The organism is Moorena sp. SIO4A1 (assembly GCF_010672065.1).
Taxonomy (GTDB): Bacteria; Cyanobacteriota; Cyanobacteriia; order Cyanobacteriales; family Coleofasciculaceae; genus Moorena.
The window spans coordinates 45,868-69,855 of record NZ_JAAHHX010000033.1 but is presented as its reverse complement, the minus strand read 5'-3'; the positions used below and the strand labels follow the sequence as shown (position 1 = coordinate 69,855).

Genomic DNA, 23,988 nt, shown 5'->3' with positions numbered 1-23,988 from the left:
CGGAGGCATAGCAGTTTTTACGTTGGTTTGTATGGTCAAACCTGGATGAATTTTAAGGATGTTTGTCTAAAATTAGTAACCGAATTAATGAAATTAAATCCTAATAAACGAAAGTATTATCAACGCGGTTTAAGGGCTAGGTCGCTTATAGAATCTGCGTTTTAGCTCATTTCGTCACCCCCTCAGTTTTGGTTCCCAATCTTGCTTTAGTTTTTCTAAGCCAAGTTTTAATTCTGATTGATTCATATTATTCATGGTATTTTAATTGAAATCAACAACTATAAGTTACAGGGTAAGCTTATCTAAATTTGTATAAATTGTACTTCACAGATGGAGCTTGTAGGTAGGAGTGTGTATAAGGAAAGTGTGAAATAAGTAAATTAACTTCAAATAACTTAGCGATCACTCCTTCTTTTTAAAAGCCATAAGATACATCAATTTGGCTTCTTCATATATCGGAAAACCCTCTTCACTAACTAGTGTCCACGGTAATTGCTCTAAGGCTGTCTGCATTTCACGGCGATAGTCTTCCCGTATCGTCAACAAAAAAATTCCCTCCTCTTTTAAAAGACCGAATAGATTGTTTAATACCTCAACCCCAGCATGAGCATAAGCAAAAACCCCTGCAGCAATAATAGCATCAAAAGTTACTGAATTACTAAAAATTTGAGAATCTTCTAAATTACACTGATGGAGAGCCTTGTAGACTTGTCTCTCTTTAGCGATCGCCAGCATTTTTTCTGACAAATCCGCAGCAATAAGATTAGTATATCCCTTTTGGTATAAGGCTTCACCCACTAACCCTGTCCCAGCACCAGCATCTAGAATTGTGGCATCTTTCTTAGGAAGCAGTTTGCTTAATGTCTGTGCTATGTTAGCAGGCATAAAAGACCAATCTTCTTTTATATCTGCATCGTAAGTATTCGCCCAACTATCGTACTTACTTTTTAATTCCTCAGTACTTTGGCTATCACAAATCCCAGATAACCAAGGTCTTGCTTCTAAAAAATCGTTGGCTTGTTCTTCGACCATCTTTAATCACTCCATAACTAATTCAACAACAGTATCAGGAGATAAACGTTGCAGGTGCCACTGAGTAACTTCTTCTCCTGGTATCAAAATTGGACTCCCTGGGGGAACTTTCTTGATACAGCAACTGCTAATTTTACCTAATGCTTGCCCAATGGGTAACTTTTCTTTCCGGCTAAAGAAAGCATCTTTAGGTAAAGTCCTCATTTGAGGACGACGGCAAAAGTAACTGTCAGGTAAAGTATCTTTTGGTGCTTTTTCCCTCAGAATCGGCACAATGGCTGCTAAGGTTTCTCTCATAAATTGGAAATCTTGTTGATTGTGATGGAAAGAGAAAATTAATAACAATCCCTCCTCACCAGCAAATTCCCCATCAATCCCGCTTTCGTACAACAGCTCTGCTAACTCTTCCCCTGTAGTGCGATCGCTTTTTAAATAGATTTTCAGAGGATCGCTAACTTGGGCATCATACGTTAACACCTTGCCGTAATTATCCAATTGACTGCGCAGGCGATCGCATTCACCAATAGCTTGCCAAAATAAAGCTTGACCTTCCTCAGAATACCCCTTCTTAATCGCATCTTCAATACTCAGCATTAACAGGTTACTGCGGGTAGTGGTTTCAAATAAAGGCATCACCCCCATAACTTGTTCAATACTAAACCTAGAGTCAGTGGGTAAATGCAATAAAGCCGTCTGTACCAAACTCCCAGTATATTTGTGCATACTATGGGTGACGATATCTGCCTTAAATGCGATCGCTGATTGCCATTGTTCGTCGAGAAAGGGAAAATGACTACCGTGGGCTTCATCTACTGCTAAAGCAATATCGCTATCGCGACAGTAATCAGCTATCAATGCCAGATCCACAGTTACACCTTCATAACTCGGATGAGTTAGTAACAAAGCCGATACGCCACTGGTTTCTAATGCGGAAATAACTTCGGAGGTAGTGGGCATCAAAGACACAGAAGGAATAAAATAGGGTTCTAATCCTGCTAAAATGATGCCGTTTATGGTGGCAATATGACTGTTAAGAGCGATCGCCACTCGTTTGTACTGAGTACCCAATAAAGCACAAGCCGTTAAAACCCCTTGAGTCCCGCCCCCAGTTAGCCAAAAGGTATGTTTAGTGCCATACATTTCAGAGAAATGTTTTTCGATGCTCTCAGTGCGAGGGCGAGTGAGGAACGCTACATCATATTGATAGATTTCTTCACTCAGGCGTACGCTATTTTGAGCAATTCCTTGGTGGGCGGGAGTATAAAGGCTGACCTGAATATTCTGATTATGGGATGTAATGGCCTGATAAGCAGAAGAAGGTTGATTCATGTTAGTCGAGTATTAATTTAAGATTTGCTTAAATTGACACGATATATCGGGTGGCGTTGAGTCTCAATTTATTATGTTTTAGTCTTGACATAAAAACTAAAAGCTACACCCCACCTTTCATCAAGGTATTCCCATTCCTTGACAAAATTGCGCTCTAAGATGAAACGGTCTATTTCTTCTACAGAATTCAAGTTTTCGTAACGAGGGGCAATATCTTTTTCTAGATAGATACAGTCAATGTGAGCTAGAGTTTTTTCCGCTGATTCTAAAGCCTGCAATTCAGCCCCTTGAGTGTTTAGATATAAGAAATTGAAATCAGAGAAATTCTTGGAAGACTGTTTGATAATGCTATCGACTGTTCTGGTTGGAACGATGATGCGTTTATTTACTGTTGCATCTGTGAATATTTCTTGTTCTTCAAAGACTTTAGCATTTGGCTTAAACAGCGACCCTATGTATGAGTTTGATGTAACATGAAATTCCGCTGAGCCATTCTCATTGCTGACTGCACATTGGACTGCTTCTATTGAGCTAATTGGTTTGTCGTTAATAAGATCTCCGTAGCAGTTCAACAAACGGTGGATCTGTTCAATTTTTACTTGCAACTGTTCAAATAACTCAGGTACTGGCTCGACTATAATTATATCAGTAAATCCCACTAAGATAAACTGCAAAAGTAGTTCGCCTTTATGCCCACCAAAATAGAGTGCCCCCCGAGGTTTAATTTGATATTTTCTAAATATTGCTGGGTAGAAAAAAAAGTCGTATGCTATTTCTTCACCCAAAAAAAATTCTTTGATTTCTTGATCTTCAAAATAAGACTTAAATAAGTCTTGCTTTAAGGTAGCTAACTCACTAAATATCGTGTAAATATCCTTTGGCATTCTTATATACCTACAACAATTAAAAATTGACAAAAAACATACTCCCAAACATTATGTCTGGTTCATAGGTTTCCCCTCTTTCACTACATTAACCCCAAAATTATCTTTCCCAGAGACTAACACGCAAAAGTGGTTACTGATATCTCGACCATAGTTGTCAATGTAATCGCCAGCTAGTCGGTCTGGATAAACTGTGACACGGGGATAAATGTAGCGTCCATTAATAGCAAATCGCTCTTGCTGTGACAAATTAGCAGGCGCACTGTGCATTACTCGTTCAGTAAAAATTACAATCTGACCCGCTTTTATTTCAGGCAAAGTTTCTATTTCCCATTCATCTTCATTAAAGTCATAGGATTTTGCGTATGATTTGCTCTGATTTCCAGAAACGTAATACTTCTGTTCGGGATATGTACCTTGGTCAACAGGTGTTTTAATAATTTTAAATCTTGTGTTGTATGAGCCATTAGCAAATCGTAAAGTACCAATTTCCGGCGTTACATCTTCAATGGCTACCCACACTACTAAGTCTAATATATCTTCATCTTTGGGAAAATCGAGATCTCTTCTTTTAGTCTCGTCAACGTCAAATCCGTAGTAATCGAAGGCTTGATGCCAACCGATTCCTGCCTGTCCGGGCATACGATGAAAAATATTCGTTCTCCATAGTAATAAATCAGTTTTACCTAGTTGATTTAGCCGTTGTATAATTCTTTTGTCAGCAAACAACTTAGTGACAGATTCACAAGCAAAATGATGATCGCGAGGTGTGTAGCAATCCATATACTTGTTATAAAAACTTACGACTTCAAAGCCTTCTATTTCTTTTACTTGACTAATTTCCCTCAGTTGTTTGCCTACCAACTCAACTTCTGTAGAAGAGAACGTATCAAGAGGTCCAAGCCATCCTTTTTTATGAAAACTTTGAATCTGAGCCTCAGTTAGTTTATACATATTGTATATAGATTGTTTTTTGTTTGAGATGAGAGTTTAAATTTTATATATAGCGTTTCTAGGATTTATGAGGTACGCTGATCAACCTCAAAGTCCCCCTTGATAAGGGGGATTTAGGGGGATCCCTTTGTACCCCATGGCATAGAGAGTTGCTATAGATTGGCTGGCGTAAGTTTCCATCTAGATTTTTTTAAGCATCGAATTCCAATTTTTAGAACCGTTATAACCAAACATATCCTGGTAGTAAGTATCAATTAAGTATTCATCTTGATGCTTCATAAGCCAGTTTTTTAGTGAAAATAGCTTGCGTTTCATCTGTTCAATAAATTCTCGATCTTCCCAATCAGACCACTCTTCCCACATAGCTTTATTTGTGTCTTCAACAATTAGATAATCTCCACTTTGTAAGCCATTATTATGAAAATAGTTTAGGAGACCCACTAAATTAACATGAGCATCTTCTACGATTAACCAAGGATGAGCAAGTGTAGAAAGTAGTGCGGTCGATAAAACCATATCGATCTGGTGACAATCGCCTTCCAAAAATTTTATCTTGGGATTAGCTTTGGCTTTTTCATCAAGTAAGGATAAATCGATATCAACAGAGTAGACACTTCCGTTAATGCCTAACAATTCCAACTGATCTGCTAACCATACTGCACTTCCTCCTGTAGATGCACCAAGTTCAATGATACTTTTAGGCTGGAGTTCGTATATCAGCATAGGATAAATGGCAATTTCCAGAGGACTTTTGTCCATCTGTATCCCTTTCCAGGTTTGTAAATGATAGTTGTCAGTCAGAGGTCTCCAAGCTGACTGGGGAATATCACCTCTATCTTCTCGATCGGAGATTTTGACGAACCGCTTATTCTCTAGACTTTCTTGCTCGGTTAAGTTAGATTTGACCATACTGGGTGCAAGTGGTTATTTAAAGCCTCTGATTATGAGATGCGATTAGCTTATAAGCAGAAGATGCTTGAGTCATAGTTTAGGAATTTTTCGGGGGTAATATTGTTGTCTCATAGTTATTGAGCATCCTCAAAACTTGCTATAAGCTAAGCCAATTCCTTTATCTTCTTCATTTTCTGCTTGGAAGAAATCTTGTTGATTAAAGATGCCATTGTAGTGACCTTCTCTAATCGCCAAATCAGATAACTTGTTCAATGGTTGATAACTGTGATGTGCCTTCCACTCTTCCTTGTAGGGTTCGTTTGACATCCTGTTATAAGTACAATGGAAAATGATTCGCATTTTGTTAGTATAGTTTGGAGTAGAACGATGCAGTAAATTAGCATGGAAAAATAAAGCATCTCCAGCTTTCATTTCGCAAAAAACAATCTCTAATTTATCCAAAACTTTTTGAATTCTTTCAGGATCGGTTACCTCTGAATCGCCAAGTCTCATATGCTTCAAAAGTCCCAACAAATGAGATTTTTTGACCACTTGCATACAACCATTCTCTCTAGTAATGTCCGTGATTGCAATACCACAAGTAATCAGATCGGGAAATATACAGCCATAGTGATACCAAGTTCCATAGTCCTGATGCCAATCAAGATTAGATTTGCTGTAAGCTTTTTTCCTCACCAGTTTGGAGTGAAAATGATAGGATTCTTCACCTAAAATAGCTTCAACCGAATCTACCATTCTAGCTATGCGAGGAAAAACTCCTAGCAGTGAATCACTTAGATGAGAGTAACACACAAAGCTGTTTGAGCTTCCATCACTGTTTTTGTAATACGATTCTGCTGCCCATATGTCTGGATATTTTTCACAAGCTGTATACAATGGTTGGATTTCTTCTAAGTCAAATAAATTGGGTACAATAATGAAACCATTACTATGATATTCGGCAATTTGCTCTTTAGTTAAATGCCTTGTTTTTTTCATATTATACTTAAATTTAATTACAGAAAAATCGGCTGAAGTTGTGGGATCGGACGAATTGTACTTTCAACTGCAATACCATTACGTAAGGCTAATAGCAATCCCGCCGCCTCCATGTAGCTATTGACACGATATATCGGGTTGCCCTGAGTTTCGATTTGCAATCTTTCAGGAGTAATATCGTACTTAGTGGTATTATCTTTAACTAAGATTACCGGCACACCTTGGTCTAAAGATGCTAAGAACGGAATATTTCCCACGGTTGTTTCTGGCATTACCACCGCCGAGACATTCTCTACCGATATCCTGGTTTCCCCTGCTGCTACGGGAGTATCAAACCTTACCGGACGGGGAGAATTGATTAAACCATTGAGGGGCGAACAAACATAGGCACTGGAAATTAATTCTGCTCCATCCCTAGGGTCTACTAATTTCCCAAATCCCGTATGTTCCCACTCTAATAATAAGGGAGCATGGGCAGCAGTAAAGGGATAGAAATTAGTGAGCATGTGGGTCATAATTGCTTCCGCACCGCCCCAAGGATTGGGGATAGATTCCCCTCGGTAGTAAGCTTGACGAATTTTATCGTCTACTTCCAAAGTGGTCATTAAAGCCACTGCCCTAGCGGAAGAATTTTCCACCACATCTAGAGCCTTCATCAATTCGTCCATACCTTTAAATTCCCCGGAAGCATTACCATACTGGGAATAGGTACAGGCGGTTTCTACTGGGCCACCCGTTACAACTACAGGGTCGATATTAATTCCCCCTACAGCGCGCAAGCCATTGAGCGCATTAATCACATTGTTTAAAAATCGCTCATCTCTTGGCTTTTCTATAATTGCTGCAATGTTTTTGCGCTTTTCTGGAATCACTCCAATATTACCCAGGAGTAACTGACAAATCAGATTACCTTCCAGATAAAGAACATTATCCTGACCGAAATAGATATCCGACGCAGTAACGGCATTGGGATTAGTGACCAGATAGTCACAAGCGGTCGCTAACAGATTGGTACTGGGAGTAGCATCTCCGGCAAAACCACCAATTTCTGCTCTGACTCCTGTGGGAATAATACTAACTGCGACAAACGGTTGGTTAGAAACCCGTTGACGAATATTAATGTCTAGTAACGATGACCAAACCGGCTCTCTGTCTGTATCGATAAAGCTGGATTCAAAGGTGAGTGTGTCTCCTTCAACCTTGGTTAAAATCAAGCGAATGGGAACACCTGGTAAGGGAAGCGCAGCAATTTTTTGGGAAATTTCTCTCCAGGTGCGCTGTGGGGGAGGGCATTGGATTTCAAAATCTTTGGTATAGACTTGGGTCATTCTCTGTATTTACTTACTAACAACTTATTCAGCCAACGGGATGAGTTTTACACTAATCATCGACTGCCTTACGAGCTAACAACTCAGTAGGTCTAATTCCCAGAGATTCAGCAAGGGCGAAAACCTAGAGTAATCCATCTTTGATCGTTCATTTCCTTGCCTCCTAAGTTTTCCACTTAGCCATAGTATCGTAAGAATTACTTTTCATGGTATAAAAAAATGTTAAATTTTGTTAAAAGCCCAGTATAGACCGGGAGCCATCGCTTTTGTGATAATGGTTTCGTCAATTTTTATTCCCTGCTGCTGCGAATTTGCCCAATCCACCAAAGTTCCCGACTTCTGCACTAATTCCAAAATCATTATATGGTGTTGACTATATCGATGTTTGGCGATAAATTTTATAGCATAGCATCTTTTTTTTTAGGAAACAGGGAATTGGAAATTGGGTAAAAATTATGTGTACCTCAGTACCATGATAAACTCTATAATTAATAATTAATCCTTAAGAATTCATCTTTGCCATCAAACACTTAGCAATCCGAGCTGCTGCCCCTGGTTGACCAAGGCGTCGCTGTCCATTTTCTGCTATTAGCTGTAACTTGTCTGGGTTCTGCAATAACTGTTGGGCTATGGTTGCCACAAATTCTGGTTGCTGTGCTATTACTAACGATGGACCTAACAAGCGAGTTTGGGCTTCGGCAAAAGCAGGGGTATATTGGGGACCAACTCCTGGCATGGCAATGGCTGGTTTTCCTAACCCGACAAATTGCTCTGTGGCTGTGCCTGCCATGGCGATACAGAAATCCCCTTGGAGCAGGCAGAGGTTATAGTCGTTCTGGGTTAAAATCAGTGTGCCATTTTGCTTGGTAAAGGCCAAAGCTTGTTTGTCCTTGAGCTGGAGATTGAATGGATGGGATGCCAGGGTGACCTCACTCCAACTATGAGCGACTAAAACCTCCCGTAAAAGGTCTTGGCTTAATCCTGGAGCAATGGCAGCGAGAAATAAAAGCGATCGCGAAGCAAAAGTATCCAGTAACCCTGATGCTGCCAAGATGATTTGATCCCAATTGTGATAAGCCTCGGGTATTCTCGAACCCGGTAGTAAGGTAATGGTTAGGGTACGCTTAGTTTCCTTCAATTCTGCATCTTTGTCATAAACCATCGGTGCTGGATAGTTTGGATAAATCCCATCCATCATCGGATTACCCAGATCAAAAGCTGGGATAGACCACTGCTTCAAGATCTCTGTGGTCAGGGTATCTCTAGGAAAAACCCCTAAGCAACGGCGATTAGACATCAGCCAACGCTCCCAAGGCAAATAAACCGAGCCTGACCACCCTTCCCAACGGGGTCGATTGGCTAACCATCCCGATTCATCCCGCAAATAGTATTCGGATTTGGCAGTACCAACAAAGCCATAGGGTAAACCACTCCACCAGGCAAACAACAGTGGTACGATATCTCCTACTGCTAGGATAAAGTCCCCTGATTTAGCCCAACGGCGAATTGCTTTTAATTGGGACCAAATCAATTGCACTAAGCCTCCCTGCACATCACGCCACACTTGCTGTTGGGACATATAGATAAATCCACCCGATGGCATCTGCTCAACGGAGCCGATAATGGGGATATCTAATGGCACATAAGCCTTTCCTTGCCCAACTAAGGGTAACGCGGCTAGTTCTGGACAAGTCGAGTAATGTTGTAATTCCTGTAGAATCTCGACAGCAATCACATCCTCTCCATGACCATTGCTCAGGCATAGTAAACGCATGGTTAATCAGGTTTTAAGATAACTAGGACTTTGGTTGGTTGAAGGTTCGAGGTTGAAGGTTTAAGGTTGAAGGTTCGAGGTTGAAGGTTTAAGGTTGAAGGTTCGAGGTTGAAGGTTCGAGGTTGAAGGTTGAAGGTTCGAGGTTGAAGGTTGAAGGTTCGAGGTTGAAGGTTGAAGACAAGAATTTATAGCGGTTCTGATAGTAATAAAGTACACAAGATTTTTTCCCTACTCCCTACTCCCTACTCCCTACTCCCTACTCCCGATTCCCGATTCCCGATTCCCTACTCCCTACTCCCGATTCCCTACTCCCGATTGCCTACTCCCGATTCCCTACTCCCGATTCCCGATTCCCGATTCCCGATTCCCTACTCCCGATTCCCGATTCCCGATTCCCGATTCCCTACTCCCGATTCCCGATTCCCGATTCCCGATTCCCTAAATTGAGAACTGCTGTAGTATTGTACTATTCTTGATTTCAACATCAAACGTGAGAGTTTTACTCCTGTCTCCTCTGTTCACGAAATCCTATTGGTCTTTTGATAAAGCCATAGAACTGATCGGCTGCAAAGTCGCCCAACCCCCTATGGGTCTGATTACCGTAGCAGCTATTCTTCCTCAAACCTGGGAATTCCGCTTAGTAGACCGTAATGTTCGTTTAGAAACTGACGCTGACTGGGAATGGGCAGATGTGGTGATCGTTTCCGGTATGATTGTCCAGAAACCCGATCTGCTCCACCTGATTGGGGAGGGGAAACGGCGGGGCAAATTGGTAGCCGTTGGTGGTCCTTATGTCACGTCTATAGCAGAGGAAGCTCAAGAAGCAGGAGTAGACTTTCTGATTTTAGATGAAGGTGAGATTACCCTACCGAGATTTGTGGAGGCACTGGCTTTTGGAGAAACCTCGGGAGTATTCCGTGCTCATGGCGAAAGGGCAGATGTCACCAAGACACCAATTCCCCGCTACGATTTACCAAAAAATTTGGGTAATCGCGCCCCGTCCTTACAGGACGGCTTTTTTTTGTTCGCAACTGAAGGCTCCAAAGGAGCATCTATGTATTGACAGTTTGATCGCACCGTGTTAAGATAAAAACATAACAAAAAAACAATTAATGTTCTAGATAAACATGATCTTGAATAAGTAGACAGTGTAAAAAACCTGTTTTGAGATAATCATGTTGCACAATCAAGTCTAACGATTTGGACGTCTATGAAAGTCTAAGATCAAAAAAATGTTCATCTAGATTTGTTATCTAAATTTGTTAACTTAAATTTGTTAACTATTTTAGGTACGGTGGGGCACACCGGAACCCTGGTATTAAACCAAAACGCTTGGGGAGATTTGACCTCTACTCTTCTTGGCTCCGGCCTGGTTGAGCAAGTCGAGTCATTGAGCCAAGAATCCCCGCGTCTCATGACCGGGGAGTGTCAAAGCGAGATGTCGGTACAGTTTTCCCGTGGTTGTCCTTTCGAGTGCGAATTCTGTGACATCTCTGTGCGATATGGCCGTAAACCGCGCACCAAAACCCCTGCTCAAGTATTGGCTGAATTGGAAACCCTCTATATTTTGGGTTTGCGGCTTCCTGTATTTATAGTTGATGATAATTTTATTGGCAATAAACGCCATGTTAAGCTTCTGTTGCAGGAACTAGCTCCCTGGATGGCAGAGCATGGTTACCCCTTTCCTTTGTCCACAGAAGCTTCCTTGAATTTGGCCGAGGATGATGAACTGTTGGAGTTGATGATTGCTGCCAATTTTAGTTCAGTGTTTGTGGGAATTGAAACACCAAATACTGATAGCTTGACCCTGACCAAAAAACATCAAAACACTCGTCAACCCTTACGAGATGCCGTTGAGAAAATTAATCGGGCAGGTTTGCGAGTGATGGCTGGCTTTATTATTGGCTTGGATGGGGAAAAACCAGGAGCAGGCGATCGCATTATCGATTTTGTAGAAGCAACCGCCATTCCCCATCCTGTTTTTAGCTACCCCGGCGAGAAGCCCCGCACCATAATCTTTGATTTGGTGTCGGGATGATAGCCGGGACGGGGTTTATGCAAATTAACATTTATCATTCGCCTGGCTTGTGCTAAGATATTTTACATGGCACTAACCATGAACTACACGTACCGAATTTATCCAGATGCAGCTCAACAGGAATTAATGTTGAGTTGGCTAGAAACTTGCAGACGACTTTATAACCGTTGTTTGCGAGACTTAAAGGACTGGATGAATAGTCGTAAGTGTTCGATTGATAGATGTTCGCTCATACGGGAATATATTATGTCTCCAGACATTCCATTCCCGGGTTATAGGTCACAAAAACGACAGTTAACGCAGTGGAAAAAAACCGAAACTGACCTGAAGGAAGTTCATTCTCAAGTCACTCAAGACGTTGTCAAACGTTTACATAATTCCTGGGAGTCGTTCAGACAGAGAGGGCGAGGTTTTCCACGTTTTAAAAAGTATGGGCGATATCAATCCTTTTTGTTTCCTCAGTTTCCTGCTAATCCCCTCAAGGGAAATAAAATTAAACTTCCCAAGATGGGACTTGTAGACATCAACTTACACCGAGAAATCCCTGATGGATTCAAGATTAAAGGTGTGAGAGTTGTGTCAAGATGTCGAGGAACAAAATGGTTTGTTGTCATAACGATTCAAGCAGATGTTTCTGTTCCCGATCCACCGTCTTTTGGGCGAGCAATCGGAATAGACGTTGGATTGATTGATTTCTTGGCAACATCAGATGGATTAAAAATTCCTAGACAGAAGTTTTTTGTAGACTTACAACGCGAGCTTAAATTGCTGCAACGTAGAGAGTCTCGAAAACAGAAGCGGTCTAAGAATTGGGAGAAAGTCCAAATTAAAATCGCACGATTACACCACAAAATTAACAATACTCGCCAAGACTGGCAACTCAAAGTAGCTCATACTCTCTGTGACCAAGCAGATTCTATTTTTGTAGAGGATATTGATTACCGAGTCATGGCTAAAGGGTTTCTTGGAAAGCATTCTCTAGATGCCAGTTTTGGTCAGTTCAGAGAGTTGTTGAAATGGGTTTGTTGGAAGCGAGGAAAGTTTTTTGCCACAGTAGACCATCGGGGGACATCAAAACAATGCCCTAACTGTGGTGCGGAGTGGGATAATAACCTTTCAATTCGTTGGCATACCTGTAAAGAATGCAGCTACTCCAATAACCGAGATGTTGCCAGTGCCGAAGTGATTCGTAATCGTGGGATTCAAAAGTACCCAAGGACTATTGGGGAAAGGAAACCGCCTGCTGAGAGCGTACTATCGGGGATTTTAAATCTAGATAAGTGCTACGCAGGAACTCTTAACTGTGAGGTTAAGAAGCCCGCGCTGTAATCTCTGATTCAGCGTCGGGAGGATGTCACTATGTTACAAGCCTTGCCCAATACCGCCCTTTGGGATCGGCTCAAACAAGAGGGGCGTTTGCTAGAAGGCAATGAGGAAAATATCAATCAGACAACCCTGACTAATTTTATCCCCACTCGCCCGATAGAACAACTGGCTCAAGAATATGTCAGTTGTTTCTGGGAATTATATAAACCAGAATCCTATTTAGGCAGACTTTATCGGCACTACTTAAATATGAAGCCGAAACCCTATCAGCCTAAATTAGTAATGCCAAAATTTATCTATTTCTGGGCACTGCTAATTATTATCTGGGGCAATGGCATCAAGCGCCAAACCCGCTTCCAATTCTGGGGTCAACTTTTTTCTATCCTCAGGCACAATCCTCAGGTATGGAAACGCTATCTTAGCGATCATGCCTATCTGGAACATTTCCTTGAATACCGCCAAATTGTCCACGATCAAATTCCAGCACAACTCGCTAAGTTTTTAGCAGCACTTGCTAACACTAGACCTCTTGCAGAAGTAGCGGGGGAAGTGTAGTGAGTGTGGGGAGATGGGGAGATGGGGAGGGTGGGGAGATGGGGAGATGGGGAGATGGGGTGATGGGGTGATGGGGAGATGGGGTGATGGGGTGATGGGGAGATGGGGTGATGGGGTGATGGGGTGATGGAGTGATGGGGAGTGTTGTGTTATCGTGGCTAATCCCGATTCCCGATTCCCAATTTCCGATTCCCAATTTCCGATTCCCGATTCCCGATTCCCAATTCCCGATTCCCGATTCCCGATTCCCGATTCCCGATTCCCAATTCCCAATTCTAAATTCTAAATTCCATCATGTCCTTCGATTCCTATAAAACCATTGGCGAAGTACTTCAAGAATTTACAATTACTGCTACTGAAGCCAATTATATCCTGGAAACTGACACTGTAATCAGAGAAGCGTTTAAAGAAGATTTAGAGTTTTGTCTTCGAGAATTTACCGTTGAAGAGTCAGAGTATGCTATTTGTGAGACTATTATTTTTCCGCTCTTAAAAGAAGTATACAGACAGTATCGAGATAAATTTACGCTGTGGAGTCATAAACCAATAACCTATGATCAACAGCTCACGGGAATACCCGATTATATTTTAGCAAAGCGGTCACCCCTTGGCAAGCAAATCTTTGAAAAGCCCTATTTTGTAGCTGTAGAAGCTAAAAAGGATGATTTTATTAAGGGGTGGGGTCAATGTTTAGCAGAAATGATCGCAATTCAAAAGCTTAATGACCAATCTGAGCAAACTATATTTGGAATTGTTTCCAATGGTCAACTTTGGCAGTTTGGTAAACTAAAAGGGAATCTCTATACTAGAGAAATTAACAATTATACAATTTCTGATTTAGAGAGACTGTATTCAGCAATTAATTATGTATTTAGTCAATGTGAACTAGAACTTTAAACTCAGCAATAAGTAAGATAAAGAGCGATCAATTATCCCATAAGTGTTGAACAGGCAACTCAGAACAGGGAACTCATAACAGGAATCTTCCCTATTCCCAGCCCGTAGCGCTATAACTAACAACTTTCGTTACTATAGGTTTTGCCTTCGCGTAGCGTGACCTACGGCCAATCCCATCAGCTGGCCCCTTCACAACTCCCATCTTCGAGATCAAGACTTTGAGTTCCAACTCCAAGCCCCAGTAGGACATTTGCCATCACGGCGCTGGGTTGGGGGATTTGACTGGTGGCTTCATGCTGGTGCAATAGCAGGGAAATTAGCACAATGCAACATTCTTAAGAAATAGTTTATACAAAATTGTCTCTCTAGGAAAGATAGTATTAATTAACACATTCGATCAAGGTAGTTCAATATACCGTTGTCACCCTCATCTGCGTATCTGTTAATCTCCCACGGCAGTCATGACCTGCGTCCCCAGCAGGCTATGGCACAATTGGCTCAGTTGCTGCGAATTCGACTAGCCTCTGAGCAAGCTAAGGCTACAGAGACAATCTTACCGACAATCTCACCACAGGGCAGCAGTGGTGACGGTGATCTGTTAACAGCTAACGGTCTTTCTAGTCAACCTTTGGTAGGTACAGCCACTTTAGAACTAGCTGATATACCCCTACATGAGCAAATTGTCCGATTTGCTCAGCTCGCTAAAGGGGCTGGCTGTAAGGAATTGAAACTATTGCCCCTATTTCTATTGCGGGGAGTACATGTCATGGAGGATATTCCTTGGCAAGTATCTCTAGCGCAACAGAAATTAATAAAGCAACATAACGTAGGTAGTGAAATGGTTATTCATCTACTGCCTCATTTGGGAGCTAATCCAGCTTTGGTGAGGCTGTTGAGAAATCAATGGGCAAAGCTAGATGGCGATGCCAAGATTTTGTTGTCCCATGGAACGAGCCGCCCTGGGGGTCAAGAAGAAACGGGGGCTGTAGCTAACCAGTTGGGGGCTGTGGCGGCCGACTGGTCAGTACAGCCGTCCCTTTGGGAGCAGGTCTCTATAATAGCAAACTCTGGAGCAAAAAAGATTGCCATTTTGGCATATTTTCTTTTTGAGGGAAGAATTACCGATGCGATCGCACAAATGTTACTGGAGATACAGCAGAGGTTGCCTCAAGTGCAGTTGAATCTCGGAAAACCAATTGGGGTGAGTGAGGCATTGATTGATTTGATTATGGATGGGATTAGGCAGAAATGAACCACGAAGACATCAAGGACGCGAAGGTAGTGAGCAATCAATGTTTGGGTAAGGTGTATTTGGTTGGGGCAGGTCCTGGAGATCCCGGATTGATGACCTTGAAGGGAAAGGGGTTATTAGAATTTGCAGATGTGGTAGTTTATGATGCCCTAGTCAGTCCGCAAGTGTTGAAGATGATTAATCCCCAGGCGGAACAGATTAATGCCGGAAAGCGCAGGGGTCGTCATTCCATGTTGCAGCAACAGACAACTCAGCTGTTGATTGAAAAGGCTCACTCTCATGCCGTGGTGGTACGGCTGAAAGGAGGAGACCCCTTTGTGTTTGGTCGTGGTGGTGAGGAAATGGGGGATTTGATTGCGGCAGGGGTGCCAGTGGAGGTGGTACCAGGGATAACTTCAGGAATTGCAGCACCAGCGTATCTGGGAATTCCATTGACCCATCGGGATTATAGTTCTTCCGTGACCTTTGTCACAGGTCATGAGTCAGTGGGCAAGTATCGACCTCAGGTGAATTGGAATGCGATCGCTCATGGCTCAGAAACCATTGTGATTTATATGGGAGTTCATAATCTGCCTCGGATTGTGACCGAATTGTGTGAAGCAGGATTAAATTCCCAGACACCAGTAGTGCTGATTCGCTGGGGCACACGACCTGACTCCGAACAGCTGGTTGGAACCTTAGAGACCATTGTGGCTCAGGTTGAAGAAACACAGTTTTCTGCTCCTGCGATCGCAGTCATTGGTAATGTGGTCAAGTTGCAACAGCTTGAAGGTTTTTCACCGTTGAAGGTTGAAGGGGGTTGAAGGTTTAAGGTTGCAGGTTGAAGGTTAATCGGTTGAAGGTTAATCGGTTGAAGGTTAATTGGTTGAAGGTTAATTGGTTGAAGGTTGAAGGTTGTTCGCCTTTGGCGTTCGGTCTAGGGTAGGTTGAATGTTAATCGGTTGTTCGCCTTTGGCGTTCGGTCTATGGTAGGTTAACCAGTTTAAAGTTAACCGGCTGTAACCTTTAACCTGTAACCCTCAACCTGTAACCCTCAACCTTCAACCTGTAACCTTCAACCTTCAACCTGTAACCCTCAACCTGTAACCTTCAACCTGTAACCTTAAACCTTCAACCTTGTAACCTGTAACCTGTAACCTGTAACCTGTAACCTGTAACCTTAAACCTTCAACCTGTAACCTTCAACCTTAAACCTTCAACCTTCAACCTTCAACCTGTAACCTGTAACCTAAGATAGTATCTTTGATCGCAACTTAGTGTGAGAGCCTAATAAAGTTACGATCAATAGGCCAGTTTTAAACAAAATGGAAAACGATCATAAATCAACGGTCATTATTACAGGAGCCTCGTCGGGAGTTGGTTTGCAAGCTGCCAGAGCTCTTGCCCAAACCTGGGGATGGCATGTAGTGATGGCTTGTCGGAATCTAGATAAAGCTGAAAAAGCTGCCCAAGAGGTGGGAATACCAAAAGACAGCTATACAGCGCTATATATTGACTTAGCTAGCTTTGCCAGTGTCCGGCAGTTTGTGAATGCCTTCAGAGCAACCGGCAGATCCCTCGATGCCTTGGTGTGCAATGCTGCGATCTATCTGCCGTTATTAAAGGAACCGTTGCGAAATCCCGAGGGATATGAATTGAGCGTTGCTACCAATCACCTCGGTCATTTCCTCCTGTGTAATCTGATGCTAGAGGATTTGAAGAATTCATCCTCTTCCCAACCAAGGCTAGTGATTGTGGGAACTGTCACTGCTAATCCCAAGGAATTGGGAGGAAAGATTCCGATTCCAGCACCTCCAGACCTGGGAGACCTCAAGGGTTTTGAAGAAGGATTCAAACCCCCGATCTCAATGATTAATGGCAAAGCCTTTAAATCTGGCAAAGCTTACAAGGACAGCAAACTCTGTAACATGCTGACCATGCGAGAGCTTCACCACCGCTATCATGACTCTACCGGAATAGTTTTCAACTCCCTTTATCCAGGATGTGTTGCTGAAACCGCTCTATTCCGCAATCACTATTCTCTGTTCCAGAAACTATTCCCATTGTTCCAGAAAAACATTACTGGAGGCTATGTGTCCCAGGAATTAGCAGGGGATAGACTAGCAACAGTAGTTGCTGATCCTGACTATAATAAATCCGGTGTTTACTGGAGCTGGGGTAATCGACAAAAAGAAGGTCGTAAGTCCTTTGTTCAAGAAGTTTCTAATGAAGCAATGGATGATTCTAAAGCTAAGCGCTTGTGGGAATTGAGCGAAAAGTTAGTTGGACTAGGGTAACGTTAAATCATGGGCTCTACCGTACTTGTTATGCTAAATAAACACTCTGTAATAGGGAACAGGGAACAGGGAACAGGGAATAGTGGAAAGAGGCTGTATTCAGAAAATTTTGTTAGTTAAATATCATAATTTTCGTTGTACAGTCAGCTTTATGAGTTTTTTCACTCGAAATTTAGCATAAAAGGTACTGCAGAACAAAATCATGGTGCGTCGTTACTAGTTTTGCCGACTCCTTTAGCATGATTTATCCTATTGAGTAGGGAGCAAAATGCTCCCACTACCAAATCACTCATAATCTAGGATTTTTAAATATATCATGAAAATCAATCCTGATTTATCATAAAACCCAAAAATCATGGGATATATTGACACTGTTCCCTGTTCCCTATTCCCTATTCCCTATTCCCTATTCCCTTATTCCATCAATATTATGTTTACATCTAAACTAAAAATGCTAGATGAAAGACATTAAACAACTACTCCAAGCTATCTACTCTAAAGACTTGGAAGAGAAAAAAATTTGGTATTCTTCTGTGGCAGAAGCCTACGACCAGGCCAGACCACGCTATCCTCAGCAACTGATTAACCGTGCCGTGGAGTTAGCCCAACTTCCTTCCGATGGGATTCTTCTTGAAGTGGGATGCGGTCCGGGGATTGCTACGACAGCATTTGCTGACTTGGGCTTCTCTATAGTTGCTATTGAACCCAGCCAGGAATCGTGCCAGCTAGCGCGACATAACTGTAGCCAATATCCAGATGTAGAACTTATTAATAGTACCTTTGAAGAGTGGGAGCTAGAAACTGGTAAATTCCATGCTGTGTTAGCAGCGACTTCTTTTCATTGGGTTTCCAAAGAGATCCGGTATCAAAAAGCAGCTGATGCTCTAAAAGAGAATGGGTTTCTGATTTTGCTATGGAATACTCCCCCTCAACCTAACTATGAGGTTTGCCAACTGTTGAATCAGCTCTATCAAACTCACGCTCCCTCTCTGAAACCCTGTGAAGAGATAGAAACTCATCAACAGAACCTCAGCAAAATTGCAGAAACTGTTATTAATTCCGGGAAATTCCAAGACTTAGTATCGGAACAGTTAGTGTGTGACGTTACCTATAGTATTGATAATTATCTAGCGCTTTTGAGTACTTTGTCACCTTATATAGCTTTAGACCACCAGCAGCGAGAATCTTTGTTTCAAGGGATTAAGGAAATACTAGAGCTAGAAGTGGACAATAGTCTCGAAACTTCCTATCTGTCTGTTCTTCAGATTGCTAAAAAAATCTAGTGGTAAGCATTTAGCTTAAGCGCTACGCGCACGCTACTTGAGGTGCTATCAGCTATCAGTTATCAGTTATCAGCAGACCTCTTGCAAAATTTTCTAAAAATATTTGCGTAATATTTGCGTCAATTATTGTCCACTGTTCCCTGTTCCCTATTCCCTGTTCCCGACATCTAATGTTGTTTGTCTTGGGTTAATATGGCAAATATTGTTGTTTAATGCCATTGGTGCTAGAGTGGTGAAAGGTTTCTTCCCATACAAAGAATCGCAATGAGCAGCAGCCTGAATATCCAGCTAACCGATAAACTACGCCGCTATGTTGATATGCGGGCAAGCGATAATGATGTCTATGCAACCCCTAGCGAATACATCCGGGATTTGATTCGTCGGGATATGCAGGACTATTTGATTGTGTCCGACATTATCCAAGGGCTAGGGGAAATTAGGAATCAAGAATTTGTCCCGGAATCTATCCTCGATATTTTAGAAGAAGTTGACACTCCCCGGTCTAAAGACGCGGGGATTCTTGCTTCATAGACTCGGCTTGCTCAACCTGGTCGGAACCAAGAAGAGTAGAGGCCAAATCTCCGCAAGCGTTCGGATCCAAGATCCAGGTTCCGACATGCCCTGCCGTACCCAAGGCTCGTTTGAGGATATTGATCGCGGCATTGTGGTCTCTGTCTAATTGGCACCCACATTTACAGATATGGGTGCGAGTTGACAGGGACTTCTTTACTTCCTCGCCACAGTGGGAACAGTTCTGGCTTGTATAGGAGGGGTTTACTGCAACGGTTACCCTGCCAAACTTCTTGCCAAAATGCTCCAGCCATTTCCTAAACTGATACCAACCTGCGTCATTAATAGACTTAGCAAGACAATGGTTTTTGACTAAATTTTTTACTCTTAGGTCTTCGTAGGCGACCAGGTCGTTAGACCGGATTACGCAACGTGCCAGTCTCTTGGCATGTTCTTCACGTTGCCTACTTATCCTAAGATGTGTCCTGCCTAATCTATTGATAGCTTTCTTACGGTTGGCTGAGCCTTTCTTTTTCCGGGAAACTCGGCGCTGGTAAAACTTTAAGCGCTTTTCTCCCGTTCTGTAAAATCTGGGGTTAGGTTCACTATCCCCTCTAGAATCAGTGTAAAAATATTTTAGGCCAACATCTAAGCCAATGGTGGCGTCAGCAGGTTCCAACTGTTCATTGATATCAACTGAAACACAGAACTGCACATAATAGCCATCAGCCCGACGAACAATCCGAACCCTCTTAATTTGCTTTTTATCAAAGCGCCATAAGTCCCATGTACCTTTGAGTTTGAGCTTTCCGATTCCCTTTTTGTCACTAAACGTGATTGACTTTTTGTCAGGGGATAGTTTCCAACCAGACTGCTTATACTCAACTGAGCGACAGTGCTTCTGAAATTTTGGGAAACCTTTTTTGCCAGGTACTTTTTTCTTGCAGTTGTCGTAAAAACGAGCGATTGATGACCATGCTCTTTCAGCCGCAGCTTGCCTAGCGGTTGAATTCAATTCATTAGCAAAAGGGAAGTTCTTAGCTAAGGTCTTACAATATTTGTTTAAATCATATTTCGTTAACCCTTTACTATCCATCCACAGTCGAATGCAGCTATTCCTGACAAATTTTACGGTTCTAATAGCCTCATCAATGCCTTTATACTGTTTTTTATTCCCGTATGCCTTGAACTCAAGTATGATCATCAGAACTCGACCTCTTCTGTTACACTATTATGCTAACACGCCCAGCACAAAATGACTACCTACACTCAAAAATGCGGCTTAAGCCGCTATAAACTTTCATCCCCGCTCGCTTTGTGGCGGGGTTTTCAGTTGTTAAAAATATAATAATCCCGATTGTGACTTTGAAAAACTATCTCCTCACCCCCACAGCGCGGCGGCACTTACGGGAAGCAAAAGCATGGTCACGGGCCAGATGGGGCAATGAATTAACAAAACAGTATTTTCATGACCTTGAAAAAGCAGCACAGTTTATCGCCCTTAAGCATCAAAAAGTTGCGAAACGCCAGGAGCTGACAGGGGATAGCTCTCTGTGTTTATTTCCTGTTAGAGAACATTATATTGTCTATGAAGCCTTGGGAGAACAACGCATCGCCATCGCTGCTTTTATCCGTATGGGGAGGGATATTCCGACGCTACTGAGTAAACATGCCGTCACCTTAAAAGAGGAGCTTACCGAACTCCGAAAAAGTAGTTTGAACGAGAATTAATTACTTCTGGCGATCAAAAAAAAATTTTGCTCAAATACATGAACAGGAATTACCAGTACAGATGACTTAATCCAAGCTTTTGTATGGGTATTTTTTGAATTCTAACTTCATCTCATAGATGATCATGTTTATCTTTGTCATCTACGACAAAAGATTGTAGCATAGACTAATCAGAATGTTGTTTGTTGGTGGCGTTTTCATCCCCATGTCTGAAGCCAGGGGCTTTCAACGCCACATTTTCGGAAATCATACCTGAGGAGTATCACTTGTGCAGTCACAATACAACCCCACCGAGATAGAGGAAAAATGGCAACAAATTTGGGAAGAGCAAGGCTTGTACCAAACCCCCACAGAAACTGACAAGCCGAAATTCTATGCTCTGTCCATGTTCCCCTATCCATCGGGTAACCTGCACATGGGTCATGTCCGTAACTATACAATTACTGATGTGATTGCCAGGAAAAGCCGGATGCAAGGCTATCGCGTACTTCACCCCATGGGTTGGGATGCCTTTGGATTACCGGCAGAAAATGCTGCGATCGCTCGCGGGATTCATCCGGCTAAGTGGACATACCAAAATATTGCCCAAATGCGATCGCAATTAAAGCGCCTCGGACTGTCCTATGACTGGGATTGTGAAGTAACTACCTGCTCGCCGGACTATTACAAATGGACTCAGTGGATTTTCTTACAGTTCTTCAACGCTGGATTGGCCTACCAGAAAGAAGCAGCAGTGAACTGGGACCCGGTAGATCAGACCGTGCTAGCCAATGAGCAAGTGGATAGTGAAGGACGTTCTTGGCGTTCTGGTGCCAAGGTGGAACGGAAACTGTTGCGTCAGTGGTTCCTTAAAATTACCGACTATGCCGAAGAATTGCTCAAGGACTTGGATACCTTAACCGGTTGGCCAGAACGGGTGAAGCTGATGCAGGCCAACTGGATTGGTAAATCTGTTGGTGCTTATCTAGAATTTCCCATTGTGGGCTTAGATGACAGCTCAGATGAGGGCTTAGATAACAAAATTGGTGTATTCACCACTCGTCCAGATACAGTTTATGGCGTTACCTATGTGGTGCTAGCACCGGAACATCCCTTGACCGCAAAAGTCACTACCCCTGAGCAAAAGGCTGCAGTTGAAGCCTTCATTGAGGAAGTCAGTAACCAAAGTGAACTGGAACGGACAGCAGAAGATAAGCCCAAGCGAGGGATTCCCACTGGTGGTAAAGCCATTAATCCCTTCACTGGGGACGAAATCCCGATCTTGATTGCTGACTATGTGCTGTATGAGTATGGTACTGGTGCCGTGATGGGAGTACCAGCTCATGATACCAGAGACTTTAAGTTTGCCCAGGAAAAGCAATTACCAATCAAAGTGGTGATTGTCCCAACTTCAGATGATGTCGAAACAGTTAATGACACTCCTCTAGAAGCGGCTTACACCGAACCGGGCATTGTCGTGAATTCTGACCAATTCAATGGCATGGATTCCGTCAAGGCCAAGACCGGAATTATTGAGTATGCTGAACAACAGGGCTGGGGCAAAGCCCGAGTGCAGTATCGCCTCCGAGATTGGTTAATCTCTCGCCAGCGTTACTGGGGTGCCCCTATCCCTGTGATTCATTGTCCTAACTGCGGCGCAGTGGCAGTGCCAGACCAAGACCTGCCAGTAGAATTACCAGAAGATGTGGACTTTAGCGGACGTGGTCTTTCTCCCTTGGCTCAATTAGACAGTTGGGTGAATGTACCTTGTCCCAATTGCGGTACACCAGCTAAACGGGAAACCGATACCATGGATACCTTTATCGATTCCTCCTGGTATTTCTTACGTTATCCCGATGCCAAGAATGACTCCGCTGTGTTTGATTCCAACAAAACCAATGATTGGATGGGAGTGGATCAGTATGTAGGGGGCATCGAACATGCTATTTTGCACTTGCTCTACTCGCGATTCTTTACTAAGGTATTGCGCGATCGCGGTTTACTAAACATTGATGAACCATTCCAACGTCTTCTAACTCAGGGGATGGTGCAGAATACGGCTTACAAAAATACCAAAACCGGGAAATATTTCGCTGTTGTAGATATCGATCCCAATGACCCTAAAGATCCAGACACTGGGGAACCCTTGGCGGTATTCTATGAAAAAATGTCCAAGTCTAAATACAACGGTGTAGCACCAGAAGATGTACTAGCTAAATACGGTACCGATACCGCTAGGATGTTTATCTTGTTTAAAGCACCACCAGAAAAAGATTTGGAATGGGATGATGCTGATGTAGAAGGGCAATTCCGTTTCCTTAATCGTGTCTGGCGTTTAGTATCGGATTTCGCCGCTAATGGTAGCACTAAACCTAGCCCGTCTAATGGTGATTTAACTAAACCGGAAAAAGACTTACGACGAGCAATTCATATCGCGATTAAAGAGGTAACTGAGGATTTAGAAGGGGAGTATCAATTTAATACAGCGGTTTCTGAATTAATGAAGCTAAGTAATGGAATTACTGATGCTAAGTGTAAAGACTCCCCGGTCTATAAAGAAGGGATTGAAACCTTGATTACATTACTCGCTCCCTTTGCTCCCCATATTGCTGAAGAACTTTGGCATAGTCTCGGTCATAGCTCCTCAATACACAATCAACCGTGGCTTGAGTATGATCCTGATGCTTTGGTAGCCGATGAAATTACCTTGGTTATTCAAATCAAAGGCAAAACTCGCGGCACTATTCAAGTTCCCGCTAACTCCGATAAGGCAGCCTTAGAAACCTATGCTCGGGAATCTGAGGTAGCACAGCGATATCTAGAGGGTAAGGAGATTAAGAAGGTAATTGTGGTACCCGGTAAATTGGTAAACTTTGTAGTGGTTTGATCTAAAAAAAGCGAACGCGCCAGGGATAGCTAACGGAGCTATCAGCTCATGCAGTATGTCACA

At 42.7% G+C, this 23,988-nt stretch carries 24 protein-coding genes and 3 pseudogenes; 16 read left to right on the top strand and 11 right to left on the bottom strand.

Going from position 1 to position 23,988, the window contains the following annotated elements:
* A pseudogene (locus tag F6K53_RS21565) lies at positions 1–165 on the top strand (IS4 family transposase); the annotation flags it as partial.
* Positions 166–402: 237 nt separating this feature from the next.
* Here F6K53_RS21565 and F6K53_RS21560 read toward each other — a convergent pair.
* The 9 genes from F6K53_RS21560 to F6K53_RS21520 form a co-directional block, all read right to left on the bottom strand.
* Positions 403–1,032, bottom strand: a complete 630-nt coding sequence (locus F6K53_RS21560) for a class I SAM-dependent methyltransferase (protein ID WP_293027606.1) — start codon at positions 1,030–1,032, stop codon at positions 403–405.
* A 6-nt stretch (positions 1,033–1,038) separates the two neighbouring features.
* Positions 1,039–2,361 (bottom strand): DegT/DnrJ/EryC1/StrS family aminotransferase, encoded by a 1,323-nt coding sequence (locus tag F6K53_RS21555; protein ID WP_293027603.1) that lies wholly within the window; start codon positions 2,359–2,361, stop codon positions 1,039–1,041.
* Between the two features lie 71 nt (positions 2,362–2,432).
* On the bottom strand, positions 2,433–3,245 hold the full coding sequence (locus F6K53_RS21550; protein WP_293027600.1) for an FkbM family methyltransferase: 813 nt from the start codon (positions 3,243–3,245) through the stop codon (positions 2,433–2,435).
* A gap of 51 nt (positions 3,246–3,296) precedes the next feature.
* On the bottom strand, positions 3,297–4,199 hold the full coding sequence (locus F6K53_RS21545) for a phytanoyl-CoA dioxygenase family protein (RefSeq protein ID WP_293027597.1): 903 nt from the start codon (positions 4,197–4,199) through the stop codon (positions 3,297–3,299).
* A 180-nt stretch (positions 4,200–4,379) separates the two neighbouring features.
* Entirely contained in the window at positions 4,380–5,108 is a 729-nt protein-coding gene (locus F6K53_RS21540; RefSeq protein WP_293027594.1) for a CmcI family methyltransferase, read from the bottom strand.
* Between the two features lie 129 nt (positions 5,109–5,237).
* Entirely contained in the window at positions 5,238–6,089 is an 852-nt protein-coding gene (locus tag F6K53_RS21535; RefSeq protein ID WP_293027592.1) for a phytanoyl-CoA dioxygenase family protein, read from the bottom strand.
* 17 nt (positions 6,090–6,106) lie between these two features.
* Positions 6,107–7,417, bottom strand: coding sequence for a DUF3326 domain-containing protein (locus tag F6K53_RS21530; protein ID WP_293027589.1), 1,311 nt, complete (start codon positions 7,415–7,417; stop codon positions 6,107–6,109).
* Positions 7,418–7,639: 222 nt separating this feature from the next.
* A complete protein-coding gene (locus F6K53_RS21525; protein WP_293082160.1) occupies positions 7,640–7,777 on the bottom strand; it encodes a hypothetical protein in 138 nt (45 codons plus the stop codon).
* A gap of 142 nt (positions 7,778–7,919) precedes the next feature.
* Positions 7,920–9,191 carry a lipid-A-disaccharide synthase-related protein gene (locus tag F6K53_RS21520; protein ID WP_293082157.1) on the bottom strand — a complete coding sequence of 424 codons (1,272 nt, stop codon included), beginning with the start codon at positions 9,189–9,191 and terminating at the stop codon, positions 7,920–7,922.
* Positions 9,192–9,362: 171 nt separating this feature from the next.
* On the opposite strand from F6K53_RS21520, the gene F6K53_RS21515 reads away from it, so the two are divergent.
* From F6K53_RS21515 to F6K53_RS21485, 7 genes and pseudogenes are all read left to right on the top strand, one after another.
* Positions 9,363–9,638: a hypothetical protein gene (locus F6K53_RS21515; RefSeq protein ID WP_293082155.1), complete on the top strand. Its 276-nt coding sequence runs from the start codon at positions 9,363–9,365 to the stop codon at positions 9,636–9,638.
* Between the two features lie 43 nt (positions 9,639–9,681).
* Positions 9,682–10,164: pseudogene (locus F6K53_RS21510) on the top strand (cobalamin-dependent protein); the annotation flags it as partial.
* Between the two features lie 465 nt (positions 10,165–10,629).
* Positions 10,630–11,178 (top strand): annotated as a pseudogene (locus tag F6K53_RS21505) (radical SAM protein); the annotation flags it as partial.
* 129 nt (positions 11,179–11,307) lie between these two features.
* Positions 11,308–12,558, top strand: a complete 1,251-nt coding sequence (locus tag F6K53_RS21500; RefSeq protein ID WP_075906557.1) for an RNA-guided endonuclease TnpB family protein — start codon at positions 11,308–11,310, stop codon at positions 12,556–12,558.
* Positions 12,559–12,588: 30 nt separating this feature from the next.
* Entirely contained in the window at positions 12,589–13,110 is a 522-nt protein-coding gene (locus tag F6K53_RS21495) for a DUF4070 domain-containing protein (RefSeq protein WP_293082153.1), read from the top strand.
* Between the two features lie 134 nt (positions 13,111–13,244).
* Complete coding sequence (locus F6K53_RS21490) at positions 13,245–13,424, top strand: hypothetical protein (protein WP_293043420.1); 180 nt, start codon at positions 13,245–13,247, stop codon at positions 13,422–13,424.
* On the top strand, positions 13,405–14,007 hold the full coding sequence (locus tag F6K53_RS21485; protein WP_293027573.1) for a hypothetical protein: 603 nt from the start codon (positions 13,405–13,407) through the stop codon (positions 14,005–14,007). Before F6K53_RS21490 ends, F6K53_RS21485 begins: the two co-directional genes overlap by 20 nt.
* A gap of 91 nt (positions 14,008–14,098) precedes the next feature.
* On the opposite strand, the gene F6K53_RS21480 is transcribed toward F6K53_RS21485, so the two are convergent.
* Complete coding sequence (locus tag F6K53_RS21480) at positions 14,099–14,257, bottom strand: hypothetical protein (RefSeq protein ID WP_293072101.1); 159 nt, start codon at positions 14,255–14,257, stop codon at positions 14,099–14,101.
* A gap of 168 nt (positions 14,258–14,425) precedes the next feature.
* Between F6K53_RS21480 and F6K53_RS21475 the strand changes: the two genes are divergently transcribed.
* The 6 genes from F6K53_RS21475 to F6K53_RS21450 all read left to right on the top strand — a co-directional run bounded on the left by F6K53_RS21475 (position 14,426) and on the right by F6K53_RS21450 (position 19,349).
* The gene (locus tag F6K53_RS21475) at positions 14,426–15,259 is read left to right on the top strand and encodes a CbiX/SirB N-terminal domain-containing protein (RefSeq protein ID WP_293027570.1); all 834 of its coding nucleotides are present in this window, start codon (positions 14,426–14,428) and stop codon (positions 15,257–15,259) included.
* Positions 15,256–16,062 carry a uroporphyrinogen-III C-methyltransferase gene (gene cobA, locus F6K53_RS21470; protein ID WP_293027567.1) on the top strand — a complete coding sequence of 269 codons (807 nt, stop codon included), beginning with the start codon at positions 15,256–15,258 and terminating at the stop codon, positions 16,060–16,062. The genes F6K53_RS21475 and cobA overlap by 4 nt, the downstream gene beginning before the upstream one ends.
* 501 nt (positions 16,063–16,563) lie before the next feature.
* Positions 16,564–17,535, top strand: coding sequence for a protochlorophyllide reductase (locus tag F6K53_RS21465; protein WP_293072100.1), 972 nt, complete (start codon positions 16,564–16,566; stop codon positions 17,533–17,535).
* Positions 17,536–17,993: 458 nt separating this feature from the next.
* A complete protein-coding gene (locus F6K53_RS21460; RefSeq protein ID WP_293072099.1) occupies positions 17,994–18,818 on the top strand; it encodes a class I SAM-dependent methyltransferase in 825 nt (274 codons plus the stop codon).
* A gap of 103 nt (positions 18,819–18,921) precedes the next feature.
* Positions 18,922–19,086, top strand: a complete 165-nt coding sequence (locus F6K53_RS21455) for a hypothetical protein (RefSeq protein WP_293072098.1) — start codon at positions 18,922–18,924, stop codon at positions 19,084–19,086.
* Positions 19,083–19,349: a hypothetical protein gene (locus F6K53_RS21450; protein ID WP_293072097.1), complete on the top strand. Its 267-nt coding sequence runs from the start codon at positions 19,083–19,085 to the stop codon at positions 19,347–19,349. The genes F6K53_RS21455 and F6K53_RS21450 overlap by 4 nt, the downstream gene beginning before the upstream one ends.
* Here F6K53_RS21450 and F6K53_RS21445 read toward each other — a convergent pair.
* Positions 19,321–20,532, bottom strand: a complete 1,212-nt coding sequence (locus tag F6K53_RS21445; protein ID WP_293082151.1) for a transposase — start codon at positions 20,530–20,532, stop codon at positions 19,321–19,323. The two genes, F6K53_RS21450 and F6K53_RS21445, sit on opposite strands and share 29 nt — an antisense overlap.
* A 161-nt stretch (positions 20,533–20,693) precedes the next feature.
* On the opposite strand from F6K53_RS21445, the gene F6K53_RS21440 reads away from it, so the two are divergent.
* Positions 20,694–21,059 (top strand): type II toxin-antitoxin system RelE/ParE family toxin, encoded by a 366-nt coding sequence (locus F6K53_RS21440; protein ID WP_293072791.1) that lies wholly within the window; start codon positions 20,694–20,696, stop codon positions 21,057–21,059.
* Between the two features lie 268 nt (positions 21,060–21,327).
* Positions 21,328–23,925 (top strand): leucine--tRNA ligase, encoded by a 2,598-nt coding sequence (gene leuS / locus F6K53_RS21435; protein ID WP_293072794.1) that lies wholly within the window; start codon positions 21,328–21,330, stop codon positions 23,923–23,925.
* Positions 23,926–23,988 lie beyond the last annotated feature (63 nt).